Source organism: Glaciihabitans sp. INWT7 (genome assembly GCF_014217685.1).
Taxonomy (GTDB): domain Bacteria; phylum Actinomycetota; class Actinomycetes; order Actinomycetales; family Microbacteriaceae; genus Lacisediminihabitans.
This window is the reverse complement of record NZ_CP043653.1, coordinates 1,105,322-1,130,740: the sequence shown is the minus strand read 5'-3', so window position 1 is coordinate 1,130,740 and position 25,419 is coordinate 1,105,322. Positions and strand designations below refer to the sequence as shown.

Below are 25,419 nucleotides of genomic sequence, written 5' to 3'. Positions count from 1 at the left end.
TCGATCAGGGCACTGACCAGTGGGCGACAGCGCTGATAATATTCTCGGAGCCGACCAGAGCGGTGAGCCGTCCCCGGGCGAGCGATCGGGGGATCATGACGCTGTTCGACCAGGACACCTACGCCCTGCCCTCGGCACCTCGACGTCGTTCGCGTCTTGCGCGGGTGCTCCCCACCGTGCTTGCCCTGATTCTCGTGGCCGCCGGAGTGTTGGCCTTCCTCGGTTTCCAGCGCCTTCTCGACCAGTACACGGTCTGGACCTTCCGACCCTCGGCAGAAGTCAGTGCGCTCATCGATTCGTCTCACCTCACCGAGGAGGGCCGGTTCCAGTTCCTCGCGAGCAAGCCGGTGATCGAATCATCCACGACCTTCGCCTCCAGTTGCGCGAGCAACCAGGAGGGAAGCGGCATCCTGGGCTGTTACCTGCCTCGGAACCGTTCGATCCACCTCTTCGCCGTGACCGACCCCCGGCTACTCGGGCTCACCGACGTCGTCGCCGCCCACGAGATGCTCCATGCGGTCTGGGATCGCCTCAACACCGCGCAGCAGCAGCAGCTCGTGCCCTTGCTCGAACACGAGGCGGCGAAGCTCGCGGGGAATGCCGACTTCCAGGCCAGACTCGAGTACTACGCGAAGAACGAACCGGGCGAACGCGACAACGAACTGCACTCGATAATCGGCACCGAGATCGCCTCGATCTCCCCCGAGCTCGAGGCGCACTACGCGAAGTGGCTCGGTGACCGGCAGGCCATCGTCGCCCTGCAGGTCAAGACCGATGCCGTCTTCACCGATCTCGAGAATCGATCGATCGCTCTGTCGTCCTCCCTCGATTCCCTCCGCTCGACGATCGATGCGGAGTATGCCGCGTACACGAGCGGATATGCCCAGCTGAACGCCGACATCCGTCGCTTCAACGCCCGGACCGACTTCACCTCCAACCGACAGATCGATCTCGCCGAAGCCGCCCTCGATGCACGTCAGGTCGCCCTCGACGCGAAGTACGCGGATGTCCTGGCGAAGACCGCGGAGTACAACGCGGACCGCGACGAGCTGAAGGCACTCTCCGAGCAGACGGCGGGACTGAACAGCGCCCTCAACCAGGGTCCGGGCACCACCCTCTCGACGCCCGTTCCCGCGACCGGTTCCGGAGGCTAGACCTCTTCGACTGCCGGCTCGGCGAACTGGGAGTTGTAGAGGCGGAAATACGCTCCCTCGCTGGCGAGCAGCTCGGAATGCGTGCCCTGTTCCACGATGCTTCCGGCCTCCATCACCAGGATCAGGTCTGCGTCCCGGATGGTGGACAGCCGATGAGCGATGACGAAGCTCGTGCGATCGGTGCGCAGGGCGCTCATCGCCTGTTGCACCAGCAGCTCGGTTCGGGTGTCGACCGAGCTCGTGGCCTCATCGAGGATGAGCACGCTCGGCCGGGCGAGGAATGCTCGGGCGATCGTGAGCAACTGCTTCTCTCCCGCGCTCACATTCGAGGCCTCATCATCCAGCACCGTGTCGTACCCGTCGGGAAGTGAGTGCACGAAACGGTCGACATAGGTGGATCGTGCCGCCGCAAGGATCTCCTCCTCGCTCGCCCCCGGCTTGCCATAGGCGATGTTGTCGCGAATCGTGCCGCCGAACAGCCAGGTGTCCTGAAGCACCATCCCCATGCGCGACCGGAGATCGTCGCGCGTCATCGAGGCCGTGTCCACCCCGTCGAGGGTGATGCGACCGCCGTCGAGCTCATAGAAGCGCATCATCAGGTTGACGAGTGTGGTCTTGCCCGCACCGGTCGGGCCGACGATCGCGATCGTCTGACCGGGTTCGGCGGTGAGACAGAGGTGTTCGATGAGCGGCTTGTCGGCGCTGTACCGGAAAGACACGTCTTCGAAGGCGAGCCGGCCGGGAGTGGTCGCGCCGGGGGTCTGCGCGATGGCGGGATCCGCTGACTGCTGCTCGGCATCGAGCAACTCGAAGACCCGCTCGGCGGAGGCGACGCCGGACTGCAGCAGGTTGGCCATGCTCCCGAGCTGAGTGAGGGGCTGGGTGAACTGCCGGGAGTATTGGATGAACGCGGTAACGTCGCCGAGACCCATGCTGCCGGCGGCCACGAACAGTCCGCCGACCACGGCGATCGCCACATAGACGAGGTTGCCGACGAACATCATGGCGGGCATGATGATGCCGCTGACGAACTGGGCGCCGAAACTGGCGGCGAACAACTCCTCGTTCTTCAGATCGAAGCGCTGCTCCACCTCACGCTGCCGGCCGAAGACCTTCACGAGGGAATGCCCGGTGAAGGTCTCCTCGATCTGCCCGTTGAGCTCCCCGGTGTGCTTCCACTGGGCGACGAAGAGCTTCTGCGACCGGCCCGCGATCATCTTGGTGATGACAAGGGTGAGGGGGATCGTGACGAGCGCGATCAGCGCGAGCACGGGAGAGAGCAGGAACATCATCACCAGCACACCCACCACGGTCAGCAGCGAGGTGAGCAGCTGACTCAGGGTCTGCTGGAGGCTCTGCGAGATGTTGTCGATGTCGTTAGTCACCCGACTGAGCAGTTCCCCGCGCTGCATCCGGTCGAAGTAGGAGAGCGGCAGGCTGTTGATCTTCTCCTCCACCTCTGAGCGGAGGCGGTAGACCGTGCGCTGTACCACTCCGTTGAGCACGAGCCCCTGCAGGTATCCGAAGACCGCAGCCAGCAGGTAGAACGCGAGCAGCATCATCAGGATGCGGCTGATCGCGCTGAAGTCGATTCCGACGCCGGGGGTGAGATCCATGCCGCTCAGCAGGTCCGCTTGCGCGGTGTTGCCGGAGGCGCGAAGACCGGCGATGATCTCGGCCTTTGTCGACCCGGCCGGGAGCTTCGCTGAGATGAAGCCGTCGAATACGAGGTTGATCGCCTCGCCGAGCAGTCGCGGTCCGAGAACAGTGAGGAACACACTGACGACCGTGAGCACGGTCACCACCGCGATCCGCATCGACTCCGGACGAAGTCTGCCGACGAGCCGCTTGGCTGAGGGGCCGAAGTTCAGCGACTTCTCGACCGGAAGACCCGCTCCGCCGAAGGGTCCGCCGCCGCCGGGGCCGCGCCCCATCGGGGGTCGGTTGGGGGTGCGCGTGACTTTCGAGTCGCTCATGCTGCCGCCTCCACGGTGAGTTGCGATTGCACGATCTCCAGGTAGGTCGGCGAGGACTCGAGCAGCTCCTCATGGGTTCCGAGCCCCACGACCCTCCCGTCTTCGAGCACGACGATCTGGTCGGCGTCGATGATGGTCGAGATGCGCTGGGCGACGATCACCATGGTCGCCTCCGGGAGCGAGCGCTCGAGTGCCTGACGCAGCCGGGCATCCGTTGTCTGATCGAGGGCGGAGAAGGAGTCGTCGAAGATGTAGATCTCCGGACGCTTCACCAGGGCCCGTGCGATGGCGATCCGTTGGCGCTGCCCGCCGGAGACATTCGTGCCGCCCTGCGCGATCACCGAATCGAGGCCCTCGGGCATCTCTCGCACGAAGTCGCTGGCCTGCGCGATGGCCAGTGCGGCCCAGAGTTCTTCGTCGGTGGCGTCCGGCTTGCCATAGCGCAGGTTGCTCGCCACGGTGCCGGAGAAGAGGTACGGCTTCTGCGGCACGAGCCCGATGCGGCTCCAGAGCAGGTCGGGGTCGAGCCGCGCGACGTCCACTCCATCGACCAGAACGGTGCCGGAGGTCGCATCGAAGAGGCGCGGCAGCAGGTTGACGAGAGTGGTCTTGCCCGCCCCGGTGCTTCCGATGATCGCGGTCGTGCGCCCGACCGGCACCGAGAAGCGGATGTCGGTGAGCACCGGCTGCTCCGCGCCCGGGTAGGCGAAGCCGACATCCCGCAGCTCGACGGTGCCGTGTTCGCGCAGCTGTGTGACCGGATCGGACGGCGGAACGACCGTCGAATCAGTGGCGAGCACCTCCCCGATGCGGTCCGCGCTCACCGAGGCCCGCGGGATCATGATGGCCATGAAGGTGGCCATCATCACCGCCATGAGGATCTGCAGGAGGTACTGCAGAAAGGCGGTGAGAGTGCCGATCTGCATCGATCCGTCGTCGATGCGGAAGGCCCCGAACCAGATGACGGCGACGCTCGACACGTTGAGTACCAGCATGACGATCGGGAACATCAGCGCGGTGAGGCGCCCGACCCGGTAGGCCGTGGCGGTGACATCGTCGTTGGCACGACGGAATCGCTCCGTCTCGACATCCTCCCGCACGAACGCGCGAACCACTCTGATGCCCGACAGCTGCTCGCGAAGCACCCGGTTGATCGTGTCGATGCGCTTCTGCATCAGGCGGAACTGAGGCACCATCCGGGAGATCACGAGTCCGATCGCGATGACGAGCACCGGGATGCTCACGGCCATGAGCCAGGAGAGCTGGAGGTCCTGCTGCAGCGCGAGCACGATGCCGCCGATGGCGAGGATGGGCGCGGAGACGAGCATCGTGCACGTCATCAGCACCAGCATCTGCACCTGCTGCACGTCGTTGGTGGACCGGGTGATCAGGGAGGCCGCACCGAAAGTCGTCACTTCACGCTCGGAGAAGCCTCCGACCTGGTGGAAGACCGCCGCCCTCAGGTCGCGGCCGACCCCCATGGCCACGCGCGCGCCGAAGTAGACGGCCGTGATCGCGCAGGCCACCTGCAGCACGGTGATGCCGAGCATCACGGCACCGGTGCTGAGGATGTAGCCAGTGTCTCCGGTAGCGACGCCCCTGTCGATGATCTCGGCGTTGAGGGTCGGCAGGTACAGCGAGGCGATCGACTGGAGTAGTTGGAAGAAGATGACCCCGACGAGCAGTCGGCGATGGGGGCGCAGGTATCGGCGCAGGAGGCGGAGGAGCATGGTCAGTCTTTTCCTTGGTCGGGCTGGAGGATGCCGTGGAGCACGAGGTCGGTGAGCTCATCGGTGGTGAAGGGTGCGGATTCGTTGAACGGGGGGATGGATGAGGCGAAGGCGAGAAGGCGGATCAGGGATGCCGCGCGCCTCGGGTCGATCCGCAGGACGCCGGGGTGTTCGGACAGCACCGCGGTGGCGAGCTCGGCGAGTTCGGCGCGCCCATCGGAGCCGGGAGGTCGACCGTGCATCCCCACGGCGGCCATGATGCCGAAGATGCCCTCGAAGCGCGTGCGCAGGTGGAAAATCAGGTCGTGCACCTGGCGCTCGATCGGATCCTCGGGATCGATCCCCCGCAGCATCAGGCGCAGGGGCTCCGGATCGAGGAACTTCTCCACGGCTGCCGCGATGATCGACTCCTTGTCGCCGAACGCCCGGAACAGGGTGCCCTCGGCGATGCCCGCGCTCTCGGCGATCTGCTTCGTCGTGACGTCCCGTCCGTATTCGAGTAGCAGCGGGATCACGGCATCCACGATCATCGCTCGGCGGTCGTCCACCGACAACGGGCTCGCGCGGGAATTCCGGAGCAGCGTCATGCGCCCAGATTATCGGAGTGAGTGCTCACTCACAAGCGGGATCATAGAATCGAGGTATGTCCCGAATCGTGCAGTACAGCCGCTACGGCGGGCCGGAAGTGCTCGACATCGTCGAGGTGGCCGAGCCGCACGCGGGCCCCGGCGAGGTGCGCGTGGCGGTGCGCTCGGCCGGTCTCAACAACTTCGACTCCAAGGTGCGTCGGTCGCCCGCCCTGCTCCCCCACCGCGTGCTGCCGAGCGGCCAGGGCTCCGAGTTCGCTGGAGTGATCGACGAACTGGGCGACGGCGTCTCGACCGCCGTCGTGGGCGACGAGGTGCTCGGCTGGAGCAACTTCACCGCGCAGGCAGACTTCGTGGTGGTGCCTGCCGGTCATGTCGCACCGAAGCCCGGCGGCCTCGGCTGGGCGACCGCCGGCGGCCTCGGCCTGGTGGGCAACACTGCCGAGCGGTCGACTCGAGCGGTCACGCCCCGTCGCGGAGAGACCGTCCTGGTGAGCGCAGCGGCCGGCGGCGTGGGTCTCTTCGCCGCGCAGCTTGCGATTGCCGAGGGGGCGATCGTCGTCGGCACGGCCAGCGAAGGCAATCACGACTATCTTCGCGGCCTCGGCATCATCCCGGTGGCCTATGGGCCGGGGATGGTCGACCGCCTGCGTGCCGCCGCACCGCAAGGGATCGACGCGCTGATCGACAACGCGGGCAGAGAAACCGTGGAAGCCGCGATCGAGCTCGGGGTCGATCCGAAACGCATCAACTCGATCGTCTACTTCGAGGGCGCGGCCGAATACGGAATCTCGAACGTCGGTGGGGGCGGCAAGAAGTCCGAAGACCTCGGCCGACTCGCTCGGCTCGTGACCGATGGCACCATCCTGCTGCCGATCGCGGCGACCTACCCGCTCGACGAGGTGCGCGGAGCCTATGAACAGCTCGAATCCCGCCATCTCCGCGGCAAGATCGTGCTCACCCTGCCCTGAACGATCGCGTCCGTCTAGGTCGGATCGGTGAACATGGTCGAGATCTCCGCGATCTCCTCGGTCGACGGCGTCCACTCGGTGGCCGCCTCCGCGTTCTGGATGATCTGCTCTGGCTTCGTCGCCCCCGCGATCACACTGCTGAGACCGGGCTGGGCCAGCAGCCAGGCCAGGGTGGCGGCCAGCATCGTGACGCCCCGTTCGCTGCAGAATGCCTCGTATCGCTCCATCGTGTTCCAGGGGGCGCTCTCGAGCAGGTGTGGCCGCAGGTTCACGATCCGACTGTCTGCCGGACCGCCGGACCGACTGAACTTGCCGGTGAACAGTCCGTTGTAGAGCGGGAAGAACGGCAGGAAGCCGAGTCCGTAATGGATCACCGCGGGCAGCACCTCGTCTTCGACGTCTCTCACGAGCAGCGAATACTCATTCTGGGCCGAGATGAACTTCGGATGGCCGCCGAGGATCGCGCGGTACTCGGCATCCGCGATCTGCCAGCCGGTGAGGTTCGAGTGCCCGATGTAGCGCACCTTTCCCTCCGTGATGAGGTCGTCGAGCACCGAAAGAGTCTCTTCGATGGGAGTCTGCGGGTCGGGCACATGCAACTGGTAGAGGTCGATCCAATCGGTCTGGAGACGGCGCAGGGAAGCTTCCACCGCCAGTCTCACGTAGCGGCGGGACCCGCGCGCTCCCCAGTCCGGCCCGTTGGTGCCGGCCATGTCCATCCCGAATTTCGTGGCGAGCACGATCTCGTGCCGACGGGCCTTGAGGGAATGGCCCATGCGGGTCTCGCTGAGCCCCCGCTCCGACCCGTAGATGTCGGCGGTGTCGAAGAACGTGACGCCGGCGTCGATCGCCGCGTTGATCACGGCGTCCGTACCCTCCTGGGATTCACTTGCCGTGTTCGCCCGACCGAAGTTGTTGCAGCCGAGGCCGATGGTGGAGACGATGAGCCCGGAGTCGCCGAGTGCGCGATAGTCGATTGCAGCCATGCGACCAGCCTAGGCCGGTCCTTTCCTGCACAACCCCGGGTGCTTCGCCATTGCGAACCGATGTCCGATTTCCGCGAGAGGACCGACGGATACCGCAACTACAGTCGAACCATGACCACCCTCTCCCCCACCACGACCCCCACTGCCATCACGGTCACTCCGTCGCTCGCGCTGCGCCGGCTCGACAGTCCCATCGGCCGCATAGAGCTGGTCGGCGACGGTGCCGCCGTCGTCTCACTGACCATCGAACGTGGCGGAGTGCTGCCCCATGACGGGCAGGAGGAACACAGCGACGCGGTGCTCGACCGTGCCGCCACCCAGCTCTCCGAATACTTCGCCGGAACCCGCACCTCCTTCGACGTGCCGATCGCCCTCAGTGGCACGGAGTTCCAGCGATCGGTATGGGCGCGGCTGGCCCAGCTGCAGTTCGGCGAGGTGATCTCCTATGGAGACCTCGGGCTGTCCACCGGGCGCGCCACCGCCGGCCGGGCCGTGGGTGGCGCCGTCGGAGCCAATCCGGTGCCCATCCTGGTCCCCTGCCATCGGGTGCTCGCCGCCAACAGTCGCATCACCGGGTACAGCGGCGGCAACGGCATCCCGACCAAGATCTGGTTGCTCGACCACGAGGGCATCGGCCACCGGGCATGAGCGAGCCGAGGAGCGCCGTGCTGCTCGGCGAAGACGGGGTGAGCCGTTGTGCGTGGAGTGCCAGCGACGCAGAGTATCGCCGCTATCACGACGAGGAATGGGGAGTCGAGCTCCGGGGCGACCGCCCCCTCTTCGAGAAAGTGAGCCTCGAGGGGTTCCAGGCCGGTTTGTCCTGGATCACCATCCTGCGCCGGAGGCAGACCTTCCGGGCCGCGTTCCGCGATTTCGACATCGACGGGGTGGCCGAGTTCACCGAGCAGGATGTCGAGCGCCTCATGCTCGATCCCGGCATCATCCGCAATCGAGCGAAAATCGAGGCCACGATCTCCAACGCGGTCGTCGTGCGCCAGCTCGCGCAGGATGACCCCGGCGCCTTCGACCGACTGTTGTGGGGCTTTGCGCCAGCACCTGGCTTGCGGTCCCGCCCGGCCAGCTTCGGGGACATCCCCGCGGTCACGGCGGAGTCCACCGCGATGAGCAAGGGGCTGCGGGCGATCGGGCTTCGATTCGTCGGGCCGACCACCATGTACGCGCTGATGCAGTCGTCAGGCATGGTCGACGATCACGTCGAGGGATGTTGGCGCGCGGTCTGACGCGCGATGCCGTGCGGGCCAGATCCGCCCTCCGGACCAGCCGCCAGATCAGCCCAGCTCTACCAGCGCAGCCGGACCAGCGCAGCCGGACCAGCGCGGCCGAACCAGCGCCGCCAGAGCCCGGCGGTTCGGGTGTGGTCAGACGACGAGGTCGAGTTCGCCCTCCGCACCACGCTCGAGGCGGATGCCGGCGGCGACTGACCATTCCAGCAGTGAATCGATGCTCGGGTGATCTATCGCCGCCTCGCAGAGGATGCGCACGAACTCACCCTTGCCCTTCTTGTTGAAGTGGTTGAGGGCCCGTCGCGGCCCGGAGCCGGAGTCGGAGACGACACGTACGACGGCGCTCGTGGGCTTCGACGGAGCCGGACCGAGTTCGACATAGCTCTCCGAACGCAGGTCGAGGATCACCCCTTCGGTGCTGGCGAGCACCGCAGAGATGCTCCCACGCCACAGCTTCTTCAGCGAAAGCTCCGGCAGTTTCGAATCGTGGGACAGCCGGTAGGCGGGGATCGGATCGTCGGCGCCGATCAGGCCGAACAGCGCGGAGTGGATGAGCACGTGATCGCGGGCGAAGGCGCGCCCGGCGGTCGAAAGCGTGCGGGCGTCGAGGGCGTCGAACAGCACACCGGTGTAGCGCTCGAGCGCGGGGGTGGTTGGCGATGATCGCAACTGCCGATTGCGAGTCACTTCGAATTGCTGGCTGGCGCCCAGCTTCAACGCGGCAGCCATGGTGGCACGATTGCTCGACAGCGCCCGAGTCGCGGCGAGGGCCGACCGCCGGGGTGCGGTGAGGGAGGGATGACTCAGTCGCGACAGGTCCAGTCGCGCGTCGTCGTCACCCCCGTCGCGTTTCGTTTCGGAAGGGGGCAGCAGCAGCAGCACTAGCCGGTGATGAACGCGAGTGCAGAATCCACATTCACGCCGAGGGGTTGCGCCGAATCCAGCGTGATCCGCGGAACCGCGGCGCTGGCACCGGCCCAGGGCAGATACTCGTCGAGGCTCTGCTCGACGGCGTGCCAGCTCGGCTCGTTCACGTGGGGGAAGCGGCGCCCGCGCGCTTCCAGACGTTCGCGGTGCAGTTCCGGGACGGAACAGACGACTTCGATGAAGCGCAGCGTCTCGCCGCGCGACTTGGCCAGCTGCACCCACTGCTCCCTAGCCGGATCGACCCCGTTGACGGCATCGACGATGACACTGTGACCGGACTCCAGAACGAGCGCGGCAATGGTCTCCGCGACAAGGTAGGCAGCGAGTCCCGTCGGCTGGTCACTGTCGATCCCCGCTTCGAGAATCGCCGACTCGATCGGATCCACCGAGACCACCGATGCGGAGAGCCGCCCGCCGAGAATCTCGGCGATGGTGCTCTTGCCCGCTGCCGGAAGCCCAGCCATCGCGATCAGCATCGGCAGAAGTCAGCCCTGAACGAGCGCGGCGTTGCGGGCGACGATCGTGACGGTGTCGTGCTCGACCGAGAGGAAACCATCCTCGGCGTTCGCGCGAACCGCGGCAGAACCCGCGACTGTGGTGATCCGCACCTCACCGGCGCTGAGAATGGCCAACAGCGGCTCGTGGCCGGGGAGAATACCGATCTCGCCCTCGGTGGTTCGTGCGACCACCATCGTTGCCGTGCCGGTCCAGACCTCGTGGTCGGCCGACACGACACTCACGTGAAGCTCGGCCATTGTTAGCCGTTCTCCTTCTGGATCTTCGCCCACTGCTCTTCGACGTCGTTGATACCACCGACGTTGAAGAAGGCCTGGGTGGCCACGTGGTCGAAGTCACCCTTCACGATCGCGTCGAACGACTCGATGGTGTCCTTGAGCGGCACGGTCGATCCCTCGACACCGGTGAACTTCTTCGCCATGTATGTGTTCTGCGAGAGGAACTGCTGGATACGGCGGGCGCGGGAGACGGTGATCTTGTCTTCCTCGGAGAGCTCGTCGACACCCAGGATCGCGATGATCTCCTGGAGCTCCTTGTTCTTCTGCAGGATCGCCTTGACGTTGGTCGCCACGCGGTAGTGATCCGCGCCCAGGTACCGGGGGTCGAGGATGCGGCTGGTCGAGGTGAGCGGGTCCACGGCCGGGTAGAGACCCTGGGACGCGATCTCGCGGCTGAGCTCGGTCGTCGCATCGAGGTGCGCGAAGGTGGTCGCCGGAGCGGGGTCGGTGTAGTCGTCGGCCGGCACGTAGATCGCCTGCAGTGAGGTGATCGAGTGTCCACGGGTCGAGGTGATGCGCTCCTGCAGGATGCCCATCTCGTCGGCGAGGTTCGGCTGGTATCCCACCGCGGACGGCATGCGGCCGAGGAGAGTGGAGACCTCGGAACCGGCCTGCGTGAAGCGGAAGATGTTGTCGATGAAGAGCAGAACGTCCTGGTTCTGCACGTCGCGGAAGTACTCGGCCATGGTGAGGGCTGAGAGGGCGACGCGAAGACGCGTCCCCGGCGGCTCATCCATCTGGCCGAAGACGAGGGCGGTCTTGTCGAAGACGCCCGCCTCCTCCATCTCGGCGATGAGGTCGTTGCCCTCACGGGTGCGCTCGCCCACTCCGGCGAACACCGACACTCCACCGTGGTCCTGCGCGACGCGCTGGATCATCTCTTGGATGAGCACGGTCTTGCCGACCCCGGCACCTCCGAAGAGGCCGATCTTTCCGCCGAGCACATAGGGGGTGAGCAGGTCGATGACCTTGATGCCGGTCTCGAACAGCTCGGTCTTCGACTCGAGCTGGTCGAAGGGCGGGGGCTCGCGGTGGATCGACCAGCGGTCGGCCCACTCGTAGGTCTCGCCGGGCTCACCGTTGAGCACCTCGCCGATGACATTGAATACCTTGCCCTTGGTGGCGTCTCCGACGGGAACCGTGATCGGTCCGCCGGTGTCGCGCACCTCCTGGCCGCGAACGAGGCCGTCGGTAGGTTTCAGGGCGATCGCACGCACGAGGTCGTCTCCGAGGTGCTGTGCGACCTCGAGGGTGATCTCGTTGGAGTCCTCGCCGATGGTGACCGTGGTCTTCAGGGCGTTGTAGATGCCGGGGATGGCGTCGTGGGGAAACTCGATGTCGACGACGGGACCGGTGACGCGGGCGATGCGTCCGATTCCGGCGGGCTGAGCCGTGGCCTGGTCAGCAGGGGCTGTGATAGTCATGTGCTTCTCGATTCTCCTGGGCTTCTTCTGAGCGCTTCAGCGCTTACTTCTTGGGCGAGAGGGCATCGGCGCCGCCGACGATCTCGGAAATCTGCTGGGTGATCTCGGACTGGCGCGCGTTGTTCGCCAGGCGGGTGAAGGTGGTGATGAGCTTGTCGGCATTGTCGCTCGCCGACTTCATCGCCCGCTGGCGGGCCGCGTGTTCGGATGCGGCGGACTGCAGCATCGCGTTGAAGATGCGGCTCTCGATGTAGACCGGCAGTAGTGCATCCAGAACGTCGCCGACCTCCGGCTCGAACTCGTACAGCGGAAGCACATCGTCGTCGGCGGGGGCTTCGACACCCTCGACGACCTCCAGAGGCAGCAGACGAACCACCTCCGGCACCTGGGTCACGACGCTGACGAAGCGGTTGTAGACGATGTGGATCTCGTCGACCCCGCCCTCGCTCGCCGGCTGGATGAACTTGGCTACGAGAGTCTCGCCGATCTTCTGCGCGGTCTCGAATTCGGGCTTCTCGGTGCCGCCCGTCCAGATCTCCTCAGCGGCACGCTTACGGAAGGCAAAGTACGCCGCCGCCTTGCGACCGACGAGGTAGTAGACCACCTCTTTGCCCTGGCTCTGCAGCAGGGCGACGAGCTCGCTCGATTCGCGCACGACGTTCGTGCTGAACGCGCCCGCGAGGCCCCGGTCGGAGGTGAAGAGCACGACAGCGGCGCGCTCCACCTTCTCCGGCTCGGTGGTGAGGATGTGATCGACGTTGGAGAAGGTGGCCACAGCCGACACGGCGCGAGTGACTGCCCGCGAGTATGGTCCGGATGCCGCGACCCTTGCCTGCGCCTTCTGGATGCGTGAGGCAGAGATCAGCTCCATGGCCCGAGTGATCTTCTTGGTCGTCTGGGCAGACTTGATCTTCTGCCGGTAGACCCGAAGTTGCGCTCCCATGTCCTTGTGCTTTCTTTTCGTCGTACTTCAGTTGATGAATTGCTGGTCGAGCAGGGCGCTCAGCGCCAGTATCGAGACCAGCCCGTGTCCAAACCCGTTAGCGCTTCTGCTTGACGATCTGCTCCTGGGCGATGTTCTCCGGCTCGATTGCGTCGAACTCCTCGGTTCCGACCGAAGCGAGCGGCTTGCCCTCACCGGTCTGGAACTCGAGCTTGAACTTGTCAACGCCCTCGTCGAGAGCCTTCACCGTGTCGTCATCCAGCACGTTCGTGGCCTTCAGCTTCGACAGCACCTCGGTGTTGCGACCCAGGTAGTCGAGCAGCTCGCGTTCGAAGCGCAGCACGTCTTCGACGGCCACCTCGTCGAGCTTGCCGTTGGTTCCGGCCCAGATCGAGACGACCTGTTCCTCGACGGGGTACGGCGAGTACTGCGGCTGGCGCAGAAGCTCGGTGAGGCGCGCTCCACGGGCGAGCTGGCGGCGGCTGGTCGGGTCGAGGTCGGACGCGAACATCGCGAATGCCTCGAGCGAGCGGTACTGCGCGAGCTCGAGCTTCAGCGTGCCTGAGACCTTCTTGATCGACTTGACCTGGGCATCGCCACCGACTCGCGAGACCGAGATTCCCACGTCGACCGCGGGGCGCTGGTTGGCGTTGAAGAGGTCGGACTGCAGGAAGATCTGGCCGTCGGTGATCGAGATCACGTTCGTCGGGATATAGGCCGAGACGTCGTTGGCCTTGGTCTCGATGATCGGAAGACCGGTCATGGATCCCGCGCCGAGCTCATCGGAGAGCTTGGCGCAACGCTCGAGCAGACGGGAGTGCAGGTAGAACACGTCGCCGGGGTACGCCTCGCGTCCCGGGGGACGACGCAGCAGCAGCGATACGGCACGGTAGGCCTCGGCCTGCTTCGACAGGTCGTCGAAGATGATCAGCACGTGCTTGCCGCCGTACATCCAGTGCTGGCCGATGGCCGAGCCGGTGTAGGGAGCGAGGTACTTGAAGCCGGCGGGGTCGGAGGCCGGGGACGCCACGATCGTGGTGTACTCCATGGCCCCGGCATCCTCGAGCGCGCCCTTCACCGAAGCGATGGTCGAGCCCTTCTGGCCGATGGCGACGTAGATGCAGCGCACCTGCTTCGTCGTGTCGCCCGACTCCCAGTTTGCCTTCTGGTTGATGATCGTGTCGATCGCGATGGCCGTCTTACCGGTCTGGCGGTCGCCGATGATGAGCTGGCGCTGGCCGCGACCGATCGGGATCATGGCGTCGATGGCCTTGATGCCGGTCTGCATCGGCTCGTGGACGCTCTTGCGCTGCATGACGCCGGGAGCCTGGAGTTCGAGGGCACGACGGCTCTCGCCCTTGATCTCGCCGAGACCGTCGATCGGGGCGCCGAGCGGGTCGACGACGCGACCGAGGTAGGCATCTCCGACGGGCACGGAGAGCACCTCTCCGGTGCGGGTGACCTCGAGGCCCTCGACGATGCCGCCGAACTCGCCGAGCACGATCACACCGATCTCGTTCTCGTCCAGGTTCTGGGCGAGGCCGAGGGTGCCATCGGCGAACTTGATGAGCTCATTCGCCATCACGCCGGGAAGACCCTGCACATGGGCGATGCCATCGGCTGCGTCGATGACGTAACCGACCTCGGTCGTCGAGGCGGACGCGGGGTCGTAGGCCTTGACGAAGTCCTTGAGTGCGTCGCGGATCTCATCCGGGCTGATCGTGAGGTCTGCCATTTCCGTTGTTTCCTTGTCTTCGCGAAGCCCAACGGCTTCGGGGGGTCTGTGAGGGAGAGGGTTCGCTATCCGGCGAGCTGGAGCCGGAGGTCCTTGATCTTCGATGCGACGCTGTCGTCGATGACCGTGTCGCCGACCTGCACGCGGAGCCCACCGATGAGGGCTGGATCCACGACCAGGTTGAACTTGAGCGCTCGGCCGAACTTGACGGCGAGACCCTTCTGAAGCCGCTCGAGCTGAACCGCCCGAATCGGTGTGGCGCTGGTGATGGTTGCGACCGCGAGTCCGGACTGGTCAGCGACGATGGACGCCGCCGTGCGCAGCAACTCGCCGATACGACGGCCACGGGGCTGCTGCATCAAGTGGCGCACGATAGCGAGTGTCTGAGCGGAGACCTTCTTCGCGAGGAGTGCCTCGACCAGTGCCACCTTCGACTCCGGCGTGCCGAGCTTGCTGCTCACCGCGAGTTCGAGCTCGGAGTTCGATGAGACGGCCGTGCCGAATGCGAACAGCTCCGCATCGATGTTGACAGTCGTGGGCGCAGACTCTGCCGCCGCGCGCAGCCCGAGTTCCTCGATACCCGCGAGCAGGTCGTCCGAGTCGGACCAGCGGTGCGACACCGCCGTTCCAAGCAGGCGAAGGGTCGCCGGGCTGAGGTTGGTGCCGAACACTGCCGCGAGGATGGACTGCTTGTCGGCAGCACCCGTCGCGGTGTCCGTGAGCATCGAGATGAGCTGCGCCGAGCCGCCGATGATCCGGCCGGCCGAGAACAGTTCATCGGCAGTGGCCAGGTCGGCCGAGCCCATGGACGAAAGTTCCGCCCGTGAGGCGGCGAGAGCTTCCCTGGTCGCTGATCCCATGCTCAGTTCACCGACTCCGGCTTGGCTGCCGCTTCTGACTTCTCGAGGTCTGCGAGGAACTGGTCGACCAGGTTCGCCGCGTTCTTGTCATCCGACAGGCTCTGCCCGATGACGCCGGAGGCGAGGTCGATCGCGAGCGATCCGACCTCGGAGCGGAGGGAGACGAGCGCAGACTGGCGCTCCGCTTCGATCGTCGCCTGCGCGTTGACCGTGATGCGGGCGGCATCCGCGGATGCCTGCTCCTTGAGCTCGTTCAGGATCTTGGTGCCATCCTGACGGGCCTGGTCGCGGATCTTCGCGGCCTCGGCGCGGGCCTCGGCCAGCTGCTCGTTGTACTTCTCGAGAGCTGCTGCCGCTTCGGCCTGGGCGTTCTCGGCCTTCTTGATGCCGCCTTCGATGAGCTCGGCACGTGCATCGAGGGTCTTCTGCACGTTCGGCAGGATCTTCTTCCAGAAGAAGATGAACAGCACGATGAAGCAGAGTGCCGACCAGATGATGTCCGGAAGACTCGGGATGAGCGGATTGTGATCCGCCTCCGCAGCCGCCGCGAGAAGAAGGGGTTTCATGACTACTGTCCGGTGGTGAAGATGAAGTACGTTGCGATACCGATGAAGGCGAGCGCCTCGGTGAAGGCGATACCGATGTACATCAGCACGGTCAGGCGGCCCTGGAGCTCAGGCTGGCGCGCGACGGACTCGATCGTCTTTCCGACGACGATTCCTACTCCGATTGCCGGGCCGATTGCTGCGAGGCCATAGCCGATCGTCGCGATGTTTCCGCTGAGTGCGGCGACGGTAGTGGTGTCCACGTTGTGTGTTTCCTTCCGTGATGGTGCGAGGGGCGGTTGCCCGACTCGCGTCGTGCTAGGTCGTTATTGGTCAGTCAGGTTGGGTCAGTGCTCATCTGCCAGCGCGAGCTGGAGATAGACGGCCGTCAGGATGGTGAAGACGTAGGCCTGCAGCACGATGACCAGGAGTTCGAGCACCGTGAATGCCAGCCCGAACGCGATAGTCCCGATGCCGAAGAGCTTGTACAAACCGTTCGCCTCGAAGAAGAAGAACGAGGTGGCGAGGAAGAACAGGACGAGCAGCAGATGGCCGACGATCATGTTCATCAGGAGTCGCAGGGTGTGGGTGACCGGTCGAACGATGAAGGTCGAGATCAGCTCGATCGGAGTCACGATGATGTACAGCGGCCACGGCACGCCGGGTGGGAACAGCGCGTTGCGCAGGAACTTTCCGGGGTGCTTCCTCAATCCGGCGATGATCCAGGTGAAGTAGGCGATGGCAGCGAGCAGCAGCGGCACGCCGATCACGGAGGTGCCGGCGATGTTGACGAAGGGCACGACACCGGTGAAGTTCATCGCCAGGATCATGAAGAAGAAGGTCATGAGCAGCGGAAGGAACCGCCGGCCGTCCTTCTTGCCGAGCAGGTCCTCGGCGATGCCGACGCGCACGAAGTCCGTGCCGAATTCGAGCACGCTCTGCCAGCGGGTCGGAACGACCTTGAGCGAACGGGTCAGCAGCGAGAAGACCACGATGACGATGACCGTGGTGATGATGCGCACGAGCATGACCCGGTTGAGCTCGAAGGGCGTTCCCGCGAACGCGATGATCGGCGGGAAGAACTCACCGATACTGGGCCCGACGAAGCTACCGCCGCCGTCGCCTTCGCTGGCGAGTGGGAGGATGAGATTAAGAGCGTGGGGTAGCAGCGCTAACTCCAGAATCGGGGCGTGTAGTCACGCGGCGAGAAGAAGGGGGGCGTTCGTCATAACTCTATCAAGAGAATGGGGCCGGCCGAACCTCTACTGCGGTCGGTCGGCGGTCGCGTCGGCATCCGTGGGCAGGCTGACGTCGCTCGCATAGGGCATTCGCGATCGGGCGATCACCACCACATCGACCACGAGGGTTCCGATCACGGCGACCACCACGGTGAGGAACAGCACCTGGGTCTGGATCCACGGCTGATCCTTCAGAAGAACGATCAGCACGATGAAGACGATCAGCTTGACAAGCCACGCCCCCATGACGATCCCGAAGAAGGCGACGCTCAGAAGGTCTCCCTTTGCGACCTTCGTGGCCAGCACGATGCTCGCTGTCGTGATGCCGAGAAAGACGACGGCCATCACGGTGCCGATGAGCGCGCTGACGAGGCCGATTCCCCCGGCGAAGATGAGTCCGACGACTGAACCGACCACTGCGATGGCGAGCGCCAGCACTCCGCCGTAGGCCAGGATCCGCTTGAGGATGGGGATGGCGCTCATGATGCTTCCTTCGTGGGGGTGTCGGTGGATGCCGCATCGTAGGCCGCCTCATCGAGGGGGTCGAACCGTGATGCGGCCGCCTCGGCGTCGTTGTCCGCCGTGGCGAGCTGAACGGAGACCTCGACGGACTTTCGACGGGTAAGGGGCGCCAGAGTGAAGGCCGTACAGATGACGAGCCCCACGATGATGAACAGCACGCCCCAGATGGCATCGAAGAACATGAACCGCAGGCACCCGATCGACACCACCGCAGTCCAGGAGTAGAAGATCAGCACCGCATGGATGTCGGAGTGACCCATGTCGAGCAACCGGTGATGGAGGTGCTTTCGGTCGGCGCTGAATGGAGACTTGCCCGCCCGAAGGCGGCGGAAGATCGCGAGTGCGAAGTCGAGCAGCGGAATGACCAGGATGGCGAGGGGAAGCAGGATCGGGATGAACGCGGGCACGAGCTGCTTGGTGAACTGCAGGGCGGCGAGATCCACCTGACCGGTGACGGAGATCGCGGAAGTGGCCATCAGCAGTCCGACCAGGAGCGCCCCGGCATCCCCCATGAAGAGCTTGGCCGGGTGCCAGTTCAGCGGAAGGAAGCCCACGCAGGCTCCGATCAGCACAGCCGAGATGAGCAACGCGAGATTGAAGTATTCCGCGGCGGCGCTTCGGGTCACGAGGATGTAGCTGTAGATGAAGAATGCGCCGTTGGCGATGATGGCGACGCCGGCGACCAGGCCGTCCAGCCCGTCGATGAAGTTGATGGCGTTCATCACGAGCACGATCGCGAAGACCGTGATGATCAGACCGGTGTAGGACGAGAGCACTACCACTCCCCCGACGATCGGGAGCGTGGTCAGCTGCACGCCCTGCCAGGCGAGGAGGCCGGCTGCGATGATCTGCCCGGCCAGTTTGGTGACCCAGTCGAGATCCCAGATGTCGTCGGCGACACCGATGAGCACGATGATGAGGGCCGATCCGAGGATCGCGAAGATGGGGCCCGGTTTGGCGAAGATGAGGTGGAACTGGGGCAACTGGGAGGCGACCCCGAAGGCGGTGAGGATGCCGATGAACATCGCGATACCCCCGAGCCGCGGGGTGGGGCGTTTGTGCACGTCCCGGTCGCGGATGGCGGGGTAAAGCCGGTATTTCATGCCCAGCCTCGCGACCGCTGTCGCGAGCACGAACGTCACCACGGCGGAGAGACCGCCGGCGGCGACGTAGATGATGAATCTCACGGTGCGTTCTCGGTTGGCTCGCTCGGCGCCTCGGGCTCGGGAGTCTCCTCCGCGGGAGCATTCTCGGCGCTGTACTTCTCGAGAACCGCTTCGATCCGGGCCTCGGTGATCACGCCGTGTCGCACGATCTTGAGCACGCCACCGTCGATCAGGCCGGTCGCATCGACGATCGTCGATCCCAGTCCGGCCGCTTCGTAGTCGAGGCCGACCTCTCCGCCGTCGAGGTAGACCTCGACGCTGTCGCCCAGCATCCGTTCGGCATCCTGGGCGGTGCGGGCCGCTATCTCGCCGGTGAGGTTCGCAGAGGACACCGCGAGCGGCCCGGTCTCCGACAGCAGTTCGAGCACGAGGCGGTTGTTCGGCATCCGGAGCGCGACGGTTCCCCCGGTCTCGCCGAGGTCCCAGTCGAGGGAGGGGTTTGCGGGGAGGATCACCGTGAGACCGCCCGGCCAGAACTCCGCCACGAGCGCGCGCACCTCCGGCGGTACCGTCTCGGCGAGGGCGTCCAGGGTGGGGATGCCCGGGATGAGCACCGGCGGAGGCGACTGCCGCGTGCGCCCCTTCGCATCGAGGAGCCGCTGCACCCCGTAGGTGTTGAAGGCGTCGACGGCAAGGCCGTAGACGGTGTCGGTGGGGAACACCACGAGTTCCCCTCGGCCGATGGCGACCCGTGCGAGCCGCATTCCGGTGAGAAGTTCGTCCTGCTCCGAGCAGTCATAGATCGTCGTCATATCGCTAGACATCCTACTTCGAGCTGTTCGATGGCTTCTGCGTTGACATCACCCCCAGCGCGGCCTGAGACAATCGTGTGACCGGTAGGAGCCCTATGGACCTGTATCTCTTCGATTTCGATAAGACCCTGTATGGCGCGATCACCCGCTTCACGACCAGGACCGCCTGATGCTGCTCTTCATCTTCGACATGGACGAGGTGCTGTACGGCTACGACTGGCAACGGCGGATGGCTGGCATGACAGAACTCACCGGCCTGTCCCTGGAGCAGTTGCGGGAACGCTGGTGGCATGAAGAGGGCGAGATCGCGGCGGAGGCCGGTGGTTTCGCCTCAGCGGAGGTCTACCTTGCCGCGTTCAACGACGCGATCGGGTTCGAGGTGACCGAAGCCGACTGGGTGCGCATTCGGGGTTCCGCGATGGAGCCCTGGCGTGATTCGATCGCCGCCGTGCGCAGGGCTGCGGAGCTGGGGCAAGTCACGCTGCTGACGAACAACGGCCCCCTGACCGGCAAATACCTGCGGGATCTCGCCCCCGAGCTCGTTTCGGTGTTCGGCGACCACCTCTTCACCTCCTCGGACTACGGAGCGCGCAAGCCCGAACCGGAGGTCTTCCGGAGCGTGCTCGCCCGCTACTCGATCGACGCCCGAGACGCCTTCTTCGCTGACGACATGCGGGAGAATATCGACGGAGCGGCGAGCGTCGGGATCACGGCCCACCATTTCACCGATGCTCCCGCGCTCCTCGCCGCGATCGAAGCATTCGCGGAGGCACGGAAGGACTGACCATGCTCGAACAGGAGACGCTCGACGAACTGTGGCTGTTCGACGATCCGGCGCAGTCCGAGTCGCGCTTCCGGGTCGAACTGGAGCAGGGCGGCCCCTGGGACGACACCGAACGTGCCGAGCTGACGACCCAGCTTGCCCGGGCCATCGGCCTGGAGGGGCGTTTCGACGAAGCTGCGGCGCTGCTCATCGAGCTCGATGACGCAGCTCCCGTGGTGGGAGTGCGGGTGCTCCTCGAGTCCGGCCGCCTCATGAACAGCTCCGGGCATCCGGATGCCGCGGCCGGGCTGTTCCGCCAGGCCGCGTCGATCGCCCACCGCGCCGACCTGGTCTTCCTGCGGGTGGATGCGCTGCACATGCTCGCGATCGTCGACCCGGACGGCACAGAGGACTGGACAGCGCAGGCTGCGGCGGTAGCCGAAGAGTCACCCGATCCGCGCACCCGCCGCTGGCTCGTGTCGCTGCACAGCAATCTCGGCTGGTATTGGCTGGAGGCCGGCGACCCCGCGGCCGCGCTCGAGTCTTTCACCGAGGCATCCCGCTGGGCCGACCTCGTGGGCACGGAAGACCAGCGCACGTGGGCCGCCGAGGCGATCGCGGAGTGCACTGCGGCCCTCGAGGAGTCGGAAGAATAGGTCTACCGCTCGGGAGCGCCGCTCGCCCGAAACCGGGCGAGTGCGGACTGGCATTCCGGCCCGGAGTGTCCGCAGTGGCCGGGTATGACGGAGTCGCTGCTCAGCGCAGGGCGGTCGTCGAGCGGTCACGCCCGAGGAAGTCGGGGTGGGAGGCGATCGCACGCCAGCCGTCGGAGGCGAGGATGCCCGCAATCGCGGCAGCCTGAAGTTCTCCGTGCTCCAGCACGAGGGTGCCGCCTTTGTGCAGCAGGCGCCGGGCGGTGTGTGACACCTGACGCACGACATCCAGCCCGTCCTCACCTCCATAGAGCGCGTGTTCGGGGTCGAAGAGCCGCACCTCCGGGTCGCGCGGGATGGCACCGAGGGGAATGTAGGGCGGATTCGAGATGACCACCGAGACCGTGCCGTCGAGTTCCGGAAGGGCCGCAGCGAGGTCCACGAACACAGCGCGAGCGTTCTCCGCGCCGCTCTCGCGGAAGTTCTGCCGGGTCCAGATGAACGCTTCGGGGGAATTCTCCACGCCATAGACCCGGGCATGGGGCACCTCGGTGGCCAGAGCGAGCGCGATCGCGCCGCTGCCGGTGCCGAGGTCGATGCCGATCGGCTCCGGGGTCGCCGCCGAGCGCAGGGCGTCGATCGCGAACTGCGCCACCTGCTCGGTCTCGGGCCGCGGCACGAACACTCCGGGTCCGACGGCGAGCTCGAGAGACCGGAACGGCGCCCTCCCGGTGATGTGCTGCAGCGGCTCCCGGGCCGCGCGACGTTCCACCAGGGCGGTGATCATCGCCGCATCCGCGACCGCTATCACGGTGCCGGTGATGGCCTTCGCCTGCACCTCACCCCGACTCATCCCGAGCACGAAACCGACAAGCAGCTCCGCGTCGACGTCTGGCGAGGGAACACCCGCACGGGTGAGCAGTTCGATGGCGCCTAGGAGCGTCGTCGAGACTGTGGAGACTTCTGGAGTGGTCATGGCGCGGGGCGAGAAGAGACTACTCGGCATCTCCGGCCAGGGCTTCGAGACGCGACTCTTCATCCGCTTCGATATCGCTCTGGATGACCGGCTCGAGCGCACCATTCATCACGGCGTCGAGGTTGTAGGCCTTGTAACCCGTGCGGTGGTCGGCGATCCGGTTCTCGGGAAAATTGTACGTGCGGATGCGCTCGGACCGGTCCATCGTGCGGATCTGGCTCTTGCGCACGACGGATGCCGCGGCGTCGATCTCCTCCTGCTGGCGTGCGAGCACGCGGGCCCGAAGCACGCGCATGCCGGCCTCACGGTTCTGCAGCTGCGATTTCTCGTTCTGCATGGCCACGACGATGCCGGTGGGAAGGTGGGTGATGCGCACAGCGGAGTCTGTGGTGTTCACCGACTGGCCGCCCGGGCCGCTAGAGCGATAGACGTCGATCTTGAGATCGTTCTGGCTGATCTCGACCTCTTCCGGCTCATCCACCTCGGGGAACACGAGCACGCCCGCTGCAGAGGTGTGGATGCGCCCCTGCGACTCGGTCGCGGGCACGCGCTGCACGCGGTGCACCCCGCCCTCGTACTTGAGGTGCGCCCAGACGCCCTCGGCAGGGTCGGTCGAGTTGCCCTTGATGGCGAGCTGAACGTCTTTGATGCCGCCGAGGTCGCTCGAGGTCTGCTCGATGATCTCGGTCTTCCACTTCTTGGACTCCGCATAGTGCAGGTACATGCGCAGCAGATCGCCGGCGAAGAGCGCGGACTCTGCCCCGCCCTCCCCCATCTTGATCTCCATGATCACGTCACGACCGTCGTTGGGGTCCCGCGGGATCAGCAGCCGGCGAAGGCGCTCCTCCATCACGTCGAGCTCCGACTTGATGTTCGGAAGCTCCTCCGCGAAGGATTCGTCGTCTGCCGCCATCTCGGTGGCAGCCTCGAAGTCGTCGGTGAGCGCCATCCACCGGTTGTAGGCGTCGACGATGCGGCTGAGCTCGGCATAGCGCCGATTGACCTTCTTCGACTTTGCCGGGTTGGAGTGGAGTTCGGGGTCGGCAAGCTGTTCCTGAAGGTCCGCATGCTCGACCAGGAGGGTCTTCACCGACTCGAAGACACCGGAGTCTGCCATCGGGATTAGTCCTCTTTCGACCCGGATGCGCCCGGAAGCGACTTCTGGATCTTCATGAGGAACTCGACGTTCGACGAGGTGTCCTTCAGCTGCGTGAGCACGAGTTCGAGGGCCTGCTGGGTCTCGAGTCCGGCGAGTGCCCGACGGAGCTTCCAGTTGATCTTCGTCTCGTCGACGCCCATGAGCATCTCCTCGCGACGGGTGCCGGAGGCGTTCACGTCGACGGCCGGGAAGATGCGCTTGTCAGCGAGCTGACGTGACAGGCGAAGTTCCATGTTCCCGGTGCCCTTGAACTCCTCGAAGATGACCTCGTCCATCTTGGATCCGGTCTCCACGAGCGCAGTGGCGAGGATCGTGAGCGATCCACCGTCCTCGATGTTGCGTGCGGCGCCGAAGAAACGCTTCGGCGGGTAGAGAGCCGAGGAGTCGACACCGCCGGACAGGATGCGCCCGGAGGCCGGAGCAGCCAGGTTGTAGGCGCGGCCGAGGCGGGTGATCGAGTCGAGCAGCACGACGACGTCGTGACCGAGCTCCACGAGACGCTTTGCGCGCTCGATGGCGAGCTCGGCGACGGTGGTGTGGTCCTCTGCGGGGCGGTCGAAGGTGGAGGCGATGACCTCACCCTTGACCGTGCGCTGCATGTCGGTGACTTCCTCCGGACGCTCGTCGACCAGCACGACCATGAGGTGTACCTCAGGGTTGTTCTTGGCGATGGCGTTGGCGATGGCCTGAAGCACGAGCGTCTTGCCGGCCTTGGGCGGCGAGACGATGAGGCCGCGCTGACCCTTGCCGATCGGCGACACGAGGTCGATGATGCGGGTGGTGAGCTTGCCGGACTCGGTCTCGAGGCGCAGGCGCTCCGAGGGGTAGAGCGGGGTCAGCTTGCCGAACTCGACACGGTCCGCGGCCTGCTCGATGGGAAGTCCGTTGATCGAGTCGATCTTCACGATCGCGTTGTACTTCTGGCGACCGGAGTTGTCGTTCTCGCGCGGCTGGCGGATGGCTCCGACCACCGCATCGCCCTTGCGCAGGTTGTATTTCTTCACCTGGCCGAGCGAGACGTAGACGTCGTTGTTGCCCGGCAGGTAGCCGCTCGTGCGCACGAAGGCGTAGTTGTCGAGCACGTCGAGGATGCCGGCAACCGGGATGAGCACGTCATCCTCGGTGATCTCGGGCTCGAAGTCGTCATTACCGCCGGCGCCACGGCGCTTGCGGTCACGGTAGCGGTTGCGACCGCCGCGGTCGTCGTCCTCGAGCAGCTGCTGCTGGTTGCGGTCGTTGTTGCCGTTGCGGTCGTTGTTGTTCTGCTGCTGGCGGTCGTTGCCCTGCTGGCGGTCGTTGCCCTGCTGGCGGGAGTTGCCGTTCTGCTGGCCACCACCCTGGTTGTTCTGCTGGTTGCGGTTGTTCGCATTGCGACCGTTGGCGCGCTGTCCATCGGACTGCTCACCGTTCTGGGCAGCCTGGCCGTTCTGGTTGCTCTGGTTGCTCTGGTTGCTCTGGGCAGCTTGGTTGCTCTGGCCGTTGCCCGAGGCGTCGCCCTGCTGGCGATCTCCGCCGCGGTTTCGGTTGCGGTTGCGCGAGTTGCGTGAGGGCTGGGAGTCATCGGCCTGCGCCTCGGCTTCGGCCTCCTGGCCCGGGATGCGGTCGAGACCATCGGCCTGCTGCGAGTCCGCGACGGCAGCCCGCTCGGCCTCCTGGCCGGGGATGCGGTCGAGACCGGCGGAGAGTGCGGCGTCGGCCAGAGCGAGGCGCTCGGCTTCCTGGCCGGGGATTCGGTCGAGTCCGCCCGTCTGCTGCGAGTCCGCGACGGCGGCCCGCTCGGCTTCCTGGCCCGGGATGCGGTCGAGACCGCTCGCCGCGCCGTTCACGTGGCGGGTGACCGACTTCGGCTCCGCCTTCCCGGCGGATCGGGCTGCTGCCGTCCGGCGCGGTTCGCGCTGTGTCGATTCGATGACGGGAGCTTCGGCGGCGGCAGCATCCACGATCGAGGTGCTGGCGCGGCGCGAGGCCCGCTTCTTGGCGACCGGTGCGTCGACGACCGGCGCATCGGTGACCGCTGCGTCGGCTACCGGTGCGTCAGATACCGGTGCGTCAGCGACCGATCCGGACGCGACGGGGCTTGCGTTGCTGTTCTGGATCTCGGAGATGGCATCCACGAGTTCTCCTTTACGAAGTTTGGACGAGCCACTGAGGCCGAGCTCTGCCGCGAGAGCCTGGAGCTCAGGAAGGCGGAGTTTGGCGAGGGCGATGGAGTCTGTACCTGCGGCACGGACAGTGAGGTCAGTCACTAAGAGGGTTCCTTTCCCCGAACAAGGTCCGCACCTGATAGGTGCGACTGAGCCTTGCGGGAGGGTTT

General features: G+C 65.7%; 26 protein-coding genes. 6 read left to right on the top strand and 20 right to left on the bottom strand.

Going from position 1 to position 25,419, the window contains the following annotated elements:
* Positions 1 to 95 precede the first annotated feature (95 nt).
* Positions 96 to 1,154 (top strand): hypothetical protein, encoded by a 1,059-nt coding sequence (locus F1C58_RS05615; RefSeq protein WP_185203300.1) that lies wholly within the window; start codon positions 96 to 98, stop codon positions 1,152 to 1,154.
* Here F1C58_RS05615 and F1C58_RS05610 read toward each other — a convergent pair.
* Genes F1C58_RS05610 through F1C58_RS05600 form a run of 3 tightly spaced genes read right to left on the bottom strand, consistent with a single transcriptional unit; the run spans position 1,151 to position 5,447 of the window.
* The gene (locus F1C58_RS05610) at positions 1,151 to 3,130 is read right to left on the bottom strand and encodes an ABC transporter ATP-binding protein (RefSeq protein ID WP_185203298.1); all 1,980 of its coding nucleotides are present in this window, start codon (positions 3,128 to 3,130) and stop codon (positions 1,151 to 1,153) included. The genes F1C58_RS05615 and F1C58_RS05610 overlap by 4 nt on opposite strands.
* Positions 3,127 to 4,860 (bottom strand): ABC transporter ATP-binding protein, encoded by a 1,734-nt coding sequence (locus F1C58_RS05605; protein WP_185203296.1) that lies wholly within the window; start codon positions 4,858 to 4,860, stop codon positions 3,127 to 3,129. Before F1C58_RS05605 ends, F1C58_RS05610 begins: the two co-directional genes overlap by 4 nt.
* Positions 4,861 to 4,862: 2 nt before the next feature.
* A complete protein-coding gene (locus F1C58_RS05600; protein ID WP_219732041.1) occupies positions 4,863 to 5,447 on the bottom strand; it encodes a TetR/AcrR family transcriptional regulator in 585 nt (194 codons plus the stop codon).
* A gap of 56 nt (positions 5,448 to 5,503) precedes the next feature.
* On the opposite strand from F1C58_RS05600, the gene F1C58_RS05595 reads away from it, so the two are divergent.
* A complete protein-coding gene (locus F1C58_RS05595; RefSeq protein WP_185203294.1) occupies positions 5,504 to 6,418 on the top strand; it encodes an NADP-dependent oxidoreductase in 915 nt (304 codons plus the stop codon).
* A gap of 14 nt (positions 6,419 to 6,432) precedes the next feature.
* Here F1C58_RS05595 and F1C58_RS05590 read toward each other — a convergent pair whose 3' ends face one another.
* A complete protein-coding gene (locus F1C58_RS05590; protein ID WP_185203292.1) occupies positions 6,433 to 7,404 on the bottom strand; it encodes an aldo/keto reductase in 972 nt (323 codons plus the stop codon).
* A gap of 111 nt (positions 7,405 to 7,515) precedes the next feature.
* Here F1C58_RS05590 and F1C58_RS05585 point away from each other — a divergent pair, with 111 nt between their 5' ends.
* Both F1C58_RS05585 and F1C58_RS05580 read left to right on the top strand, forming a co-directional pair.
* The gene (locus F1C58_RS05585) at positions 7,516 to 8,052 is read left to right on the top strand and encodes a methylated-DNA--[protein]-cysteine S-methyltransferase (RefSeq protein WP_185203290.1); all 537 of its coding nucleotides are present in this window, start codon (positions 7,516 to 7,518) and stop codon (positions 8,050 to 8,052) included.
* Positions 8,049 to 8,645 carry a DNA-3-methyladenine glycosylase I gene (locus F1C58_RS05580; RefSeq protein WP_185203289.1) on the top strand — a complete coding sequence of 199 codons (597 nt, stop codon included), beginning with the start codon at positions 8,049 to 8,051 and terminating at the stop codon, positions 8,643 to 8,645. The genes F1C58_RS05585 and F1C58_RS05580 overlap by 4 nt, the downstream gene beginning before the upstream one ends.
* Before the next feature lie 138 nt (positions 8,646 to 8,783).
* On the opposite strand, the gene F1C58_RS05575 is transcribed toward F1C58_RS05580, so the two are convergent.
* The 13 genes from F1C58_RS05575 to F1C58_RS05515 all read right to left on the bottom strand — a co-directional run bounded on the left by F1C58_RS05575 (position 8,784) and on the right by F1C58_RS05515 (position 19,554).
* A complete protein-coding gene (locus tag F1C58_RS05575; RefSeq protein ID WP_185203287.1) occupies positions 8,784 to 9,530 on the bottom strand; it encodes a YaaA family protein in 747 nt (248 codons plus the stop codon).
* A complete protein-coding gene (locus F1C58_RS05570) occupies positions 9,530 to 10,039 on the bottom strand; it encodes an AAA family ATPase (protein ID WP_255461284.1) in 510 nt (169 codons plus the stop codon). Before F1C58_RS05570 ends, F1C58_RS05575 begins: the two co-directional genes overlap by 1 nt.
* 21 nt (positions 10,040 to 10,060) lie before the next feature.
* Complete coding sequence (locus F1C58_RS05565) at positions 10,061 to 10,330, bottom strand: F0F1 ATP synthase subunit epsilon (RefSeq protein WP_185203283.1); 270 nt, start codon at positions 10,328 to 10,330, stop codon at positions 10,061 to 10,063.
* 2 nt (positions 10,331 to 10,332) lie between these two features.
* Positions 10,333 to 11,793 (bottom strand): F0F1 ATP synthase subunit beta, encoded by a 1,461-nt coding sequence (atpD, locus tag F1C58_RS05560; RefSeq protein ID WP_185203281.1) that lies wholly within the window; start codon positions 11,791 to 11,793, stop codon positions 10,333 to 10,335.
* A 43-nt stretch (positions 11,794 to 11,836) separates the two neighbouring features.
* Positions 11,837 to 12,736, bottom strand: coding sequence for a F0F1 ATP synthase subunit gamma (locus tag F1C58_RS05555; RefSeq protein WP_185203280.1), 900 nt, complete (start codon positions 12,734 to 12,736; stop codon positions 11,837 to 11,839).
* Positions 12,737 to 12,833: 97 nt separating this feature from the next.
* Positions 12,834 to 14,471 carry a F0F1 ATP synthase subunit alpha gene (gene atpA, locus F1C58_RS05550; RefSeq protein ID WP_185203278.1) on the bottom strand — a complete coding sequence of 546 codons (1,638 nt, stop codon included), beginning with the start codon at positions 14,469 to 14,471 and terminating at the stop codon, positions 12,834 to 12,836.
* 65 nt (positions 14,472 to 14,536) lie between these two features.
* Complete coding sequence (locus tag F1C58_RS05545; protein ID WP_185203276.1) at positions 14,537 to 15,331, bottom strand: F0F1 ATP synthase subunit delta; 795 nt, start codon at positions 15,329 to 15,331, stop codon at positions 14,537 to 14,539.
* 2 nt (positions 15,332 to 15,333) lie between these two features.
* A complete protein-coding gene (locus F1C58_RS05540) occupies positions 15,334 to 15,897 on the bottom strand; it encodes a F0F1 ATP synthase subunit B (RefSeq protein WP_185203274.1) in 564 nt (187 codons plus the stop codon).
* 2 nt (positions 15,898 to 15,899) lie between these two features.
* Positions 15,900 to 16,139: an ATP synthase F0 subunit C gene (gene atpE, locus F1C58_RS05535; RefSeq protein ID WP_147784898.1), complete on the bottom strand. Its 240-nt coding sequence runs from the start codon at positions 16,137 to 16,139 to the stop codon at positions 15,900 to 15,902.
* A gap of 84 nt (positions 16,140 to 16,223) precedes the next feature.
* Positions 16,224 to 17,057 (bottom strand): F0F1 ATP synthase subunit A, encoded by an 834-nt coding sequence (atpB, locus tag F1C58_RS05530; RefSeq protein WP_185204005.1) that lies wholly within the window; start codon positions 17,055 to 17,057, stop codon positions 16,224 to 16,226.
* A gap of 81 nt (positions 17,058 to 17,138) precedes the next feature.
* Entirely contained in the window at positions 17,139 to 17,597 is a 459-nt protein-coding gene (locus F1C58_RS05525; protein WP_185203272.1) for a hypothetical protein, read from the bottom strand.
* Positions 17,594 to 18,823 carry an MraY family glycosyltransferase gene (locus F1C58_RS05520; RefSeq protein WP_255461283.1) on the bottom strand — a complete coding sequence of 410 codons (1,230 nt, stop codon included), beginning with the start codon at positions 18,821 to 18,823 and terminating at the stop codon, positions 17,594 to 17,596. Before F1C58_RS05520 ends, F1C58_RS05525 begins: the two co-directional genes overlap by 4 nt.
* Entirely contained in the window at positions 18,820 to 19,554 is a 735-nt protein-coding gene (locus F1C58_RS05515; RefSeq protein ID WP_185203270.1) for an L-threonylcarbamoyladenylate synthase, read from the bottom strand. Before F1C58_RS05515 ends, F1C58_RS05520 begins: the two co-directional genes overlap by 4 nt.
* 169 nt (positions 19,555 to 19,723) lie before the next feature.
* Between F1C58_RS05515 and F1C58_RS05510 the strand changes: the two genes are divergently transcribed.
* Entirely contained in the window at positions 19,724 to 20,338 is a 615-nt protein-coding gene (locus F1C58_RS05510) for an HAD-IA family hydrolase (RefSeq protein ID WP_255461282.1), read from the top strand.
* Between the two features lie 2 nt (positions 20,339 to 20,340).
* Entirely contained in the window at positions 20,341 to 20,973 is a 633-nt protein-coding gene (locus tag F1C58_RS05505; RefSeq protein WP_185203268.1) for a hypothetical protein, read from the top strand.
* Positions 20,974 to 21,073: 100 nt separating this feature from the next.
* Here F1C58_RS05505 and prmC read toward each other — a convergent pair whose 3' ends face one another.
* From prmC to rho, 3 genes are read right to left on the bottom strand one after another with little or no spacing between them, the layout of a single operon-like run.
* Complete coding sequence (gene prmC / locus F1C58_RS05500; protein WP_185203266.1) at positions 21,074 to 21,946, bottom strand: peptide chain release factor N(5)-glutamine methyltransferase; 873 nt, start codon at positions 21,944 to 21,946, stop codon at positions 21,074 to 21,076.
* A 19-nt stretch (positions 21,947 to 21,965) separates the two neighbouring features.
* Positions 21,966 to 23,063 (bottom strand): peptide chain release factor 1, encoded by a 1,098-nt coding sequence (gene prfA / locus F1C58_RS05495; protein ID WP_185203264.1) that lies wholly within the window; start codon positions 23,061 to 23,063, stop codon positions 21,966 to 21,968.
* A 5-nt stretch (positions 23,064 to 23,068) separates the two neighbouring features.
* Complete coding sequence (gene rho, locus F1C58_RS05490; protein WP_185203262.1) at positions 23,069 to 25,351, bottom strand: transcription termination factor Rho; 2,283 nt, start codon at positions 25,349 to 25,351, stop codon at positions 23,069 to 23,071.
* Between the last annotated feature and the right edge of the window lie 68 nt (positions 25,352 to 25,419).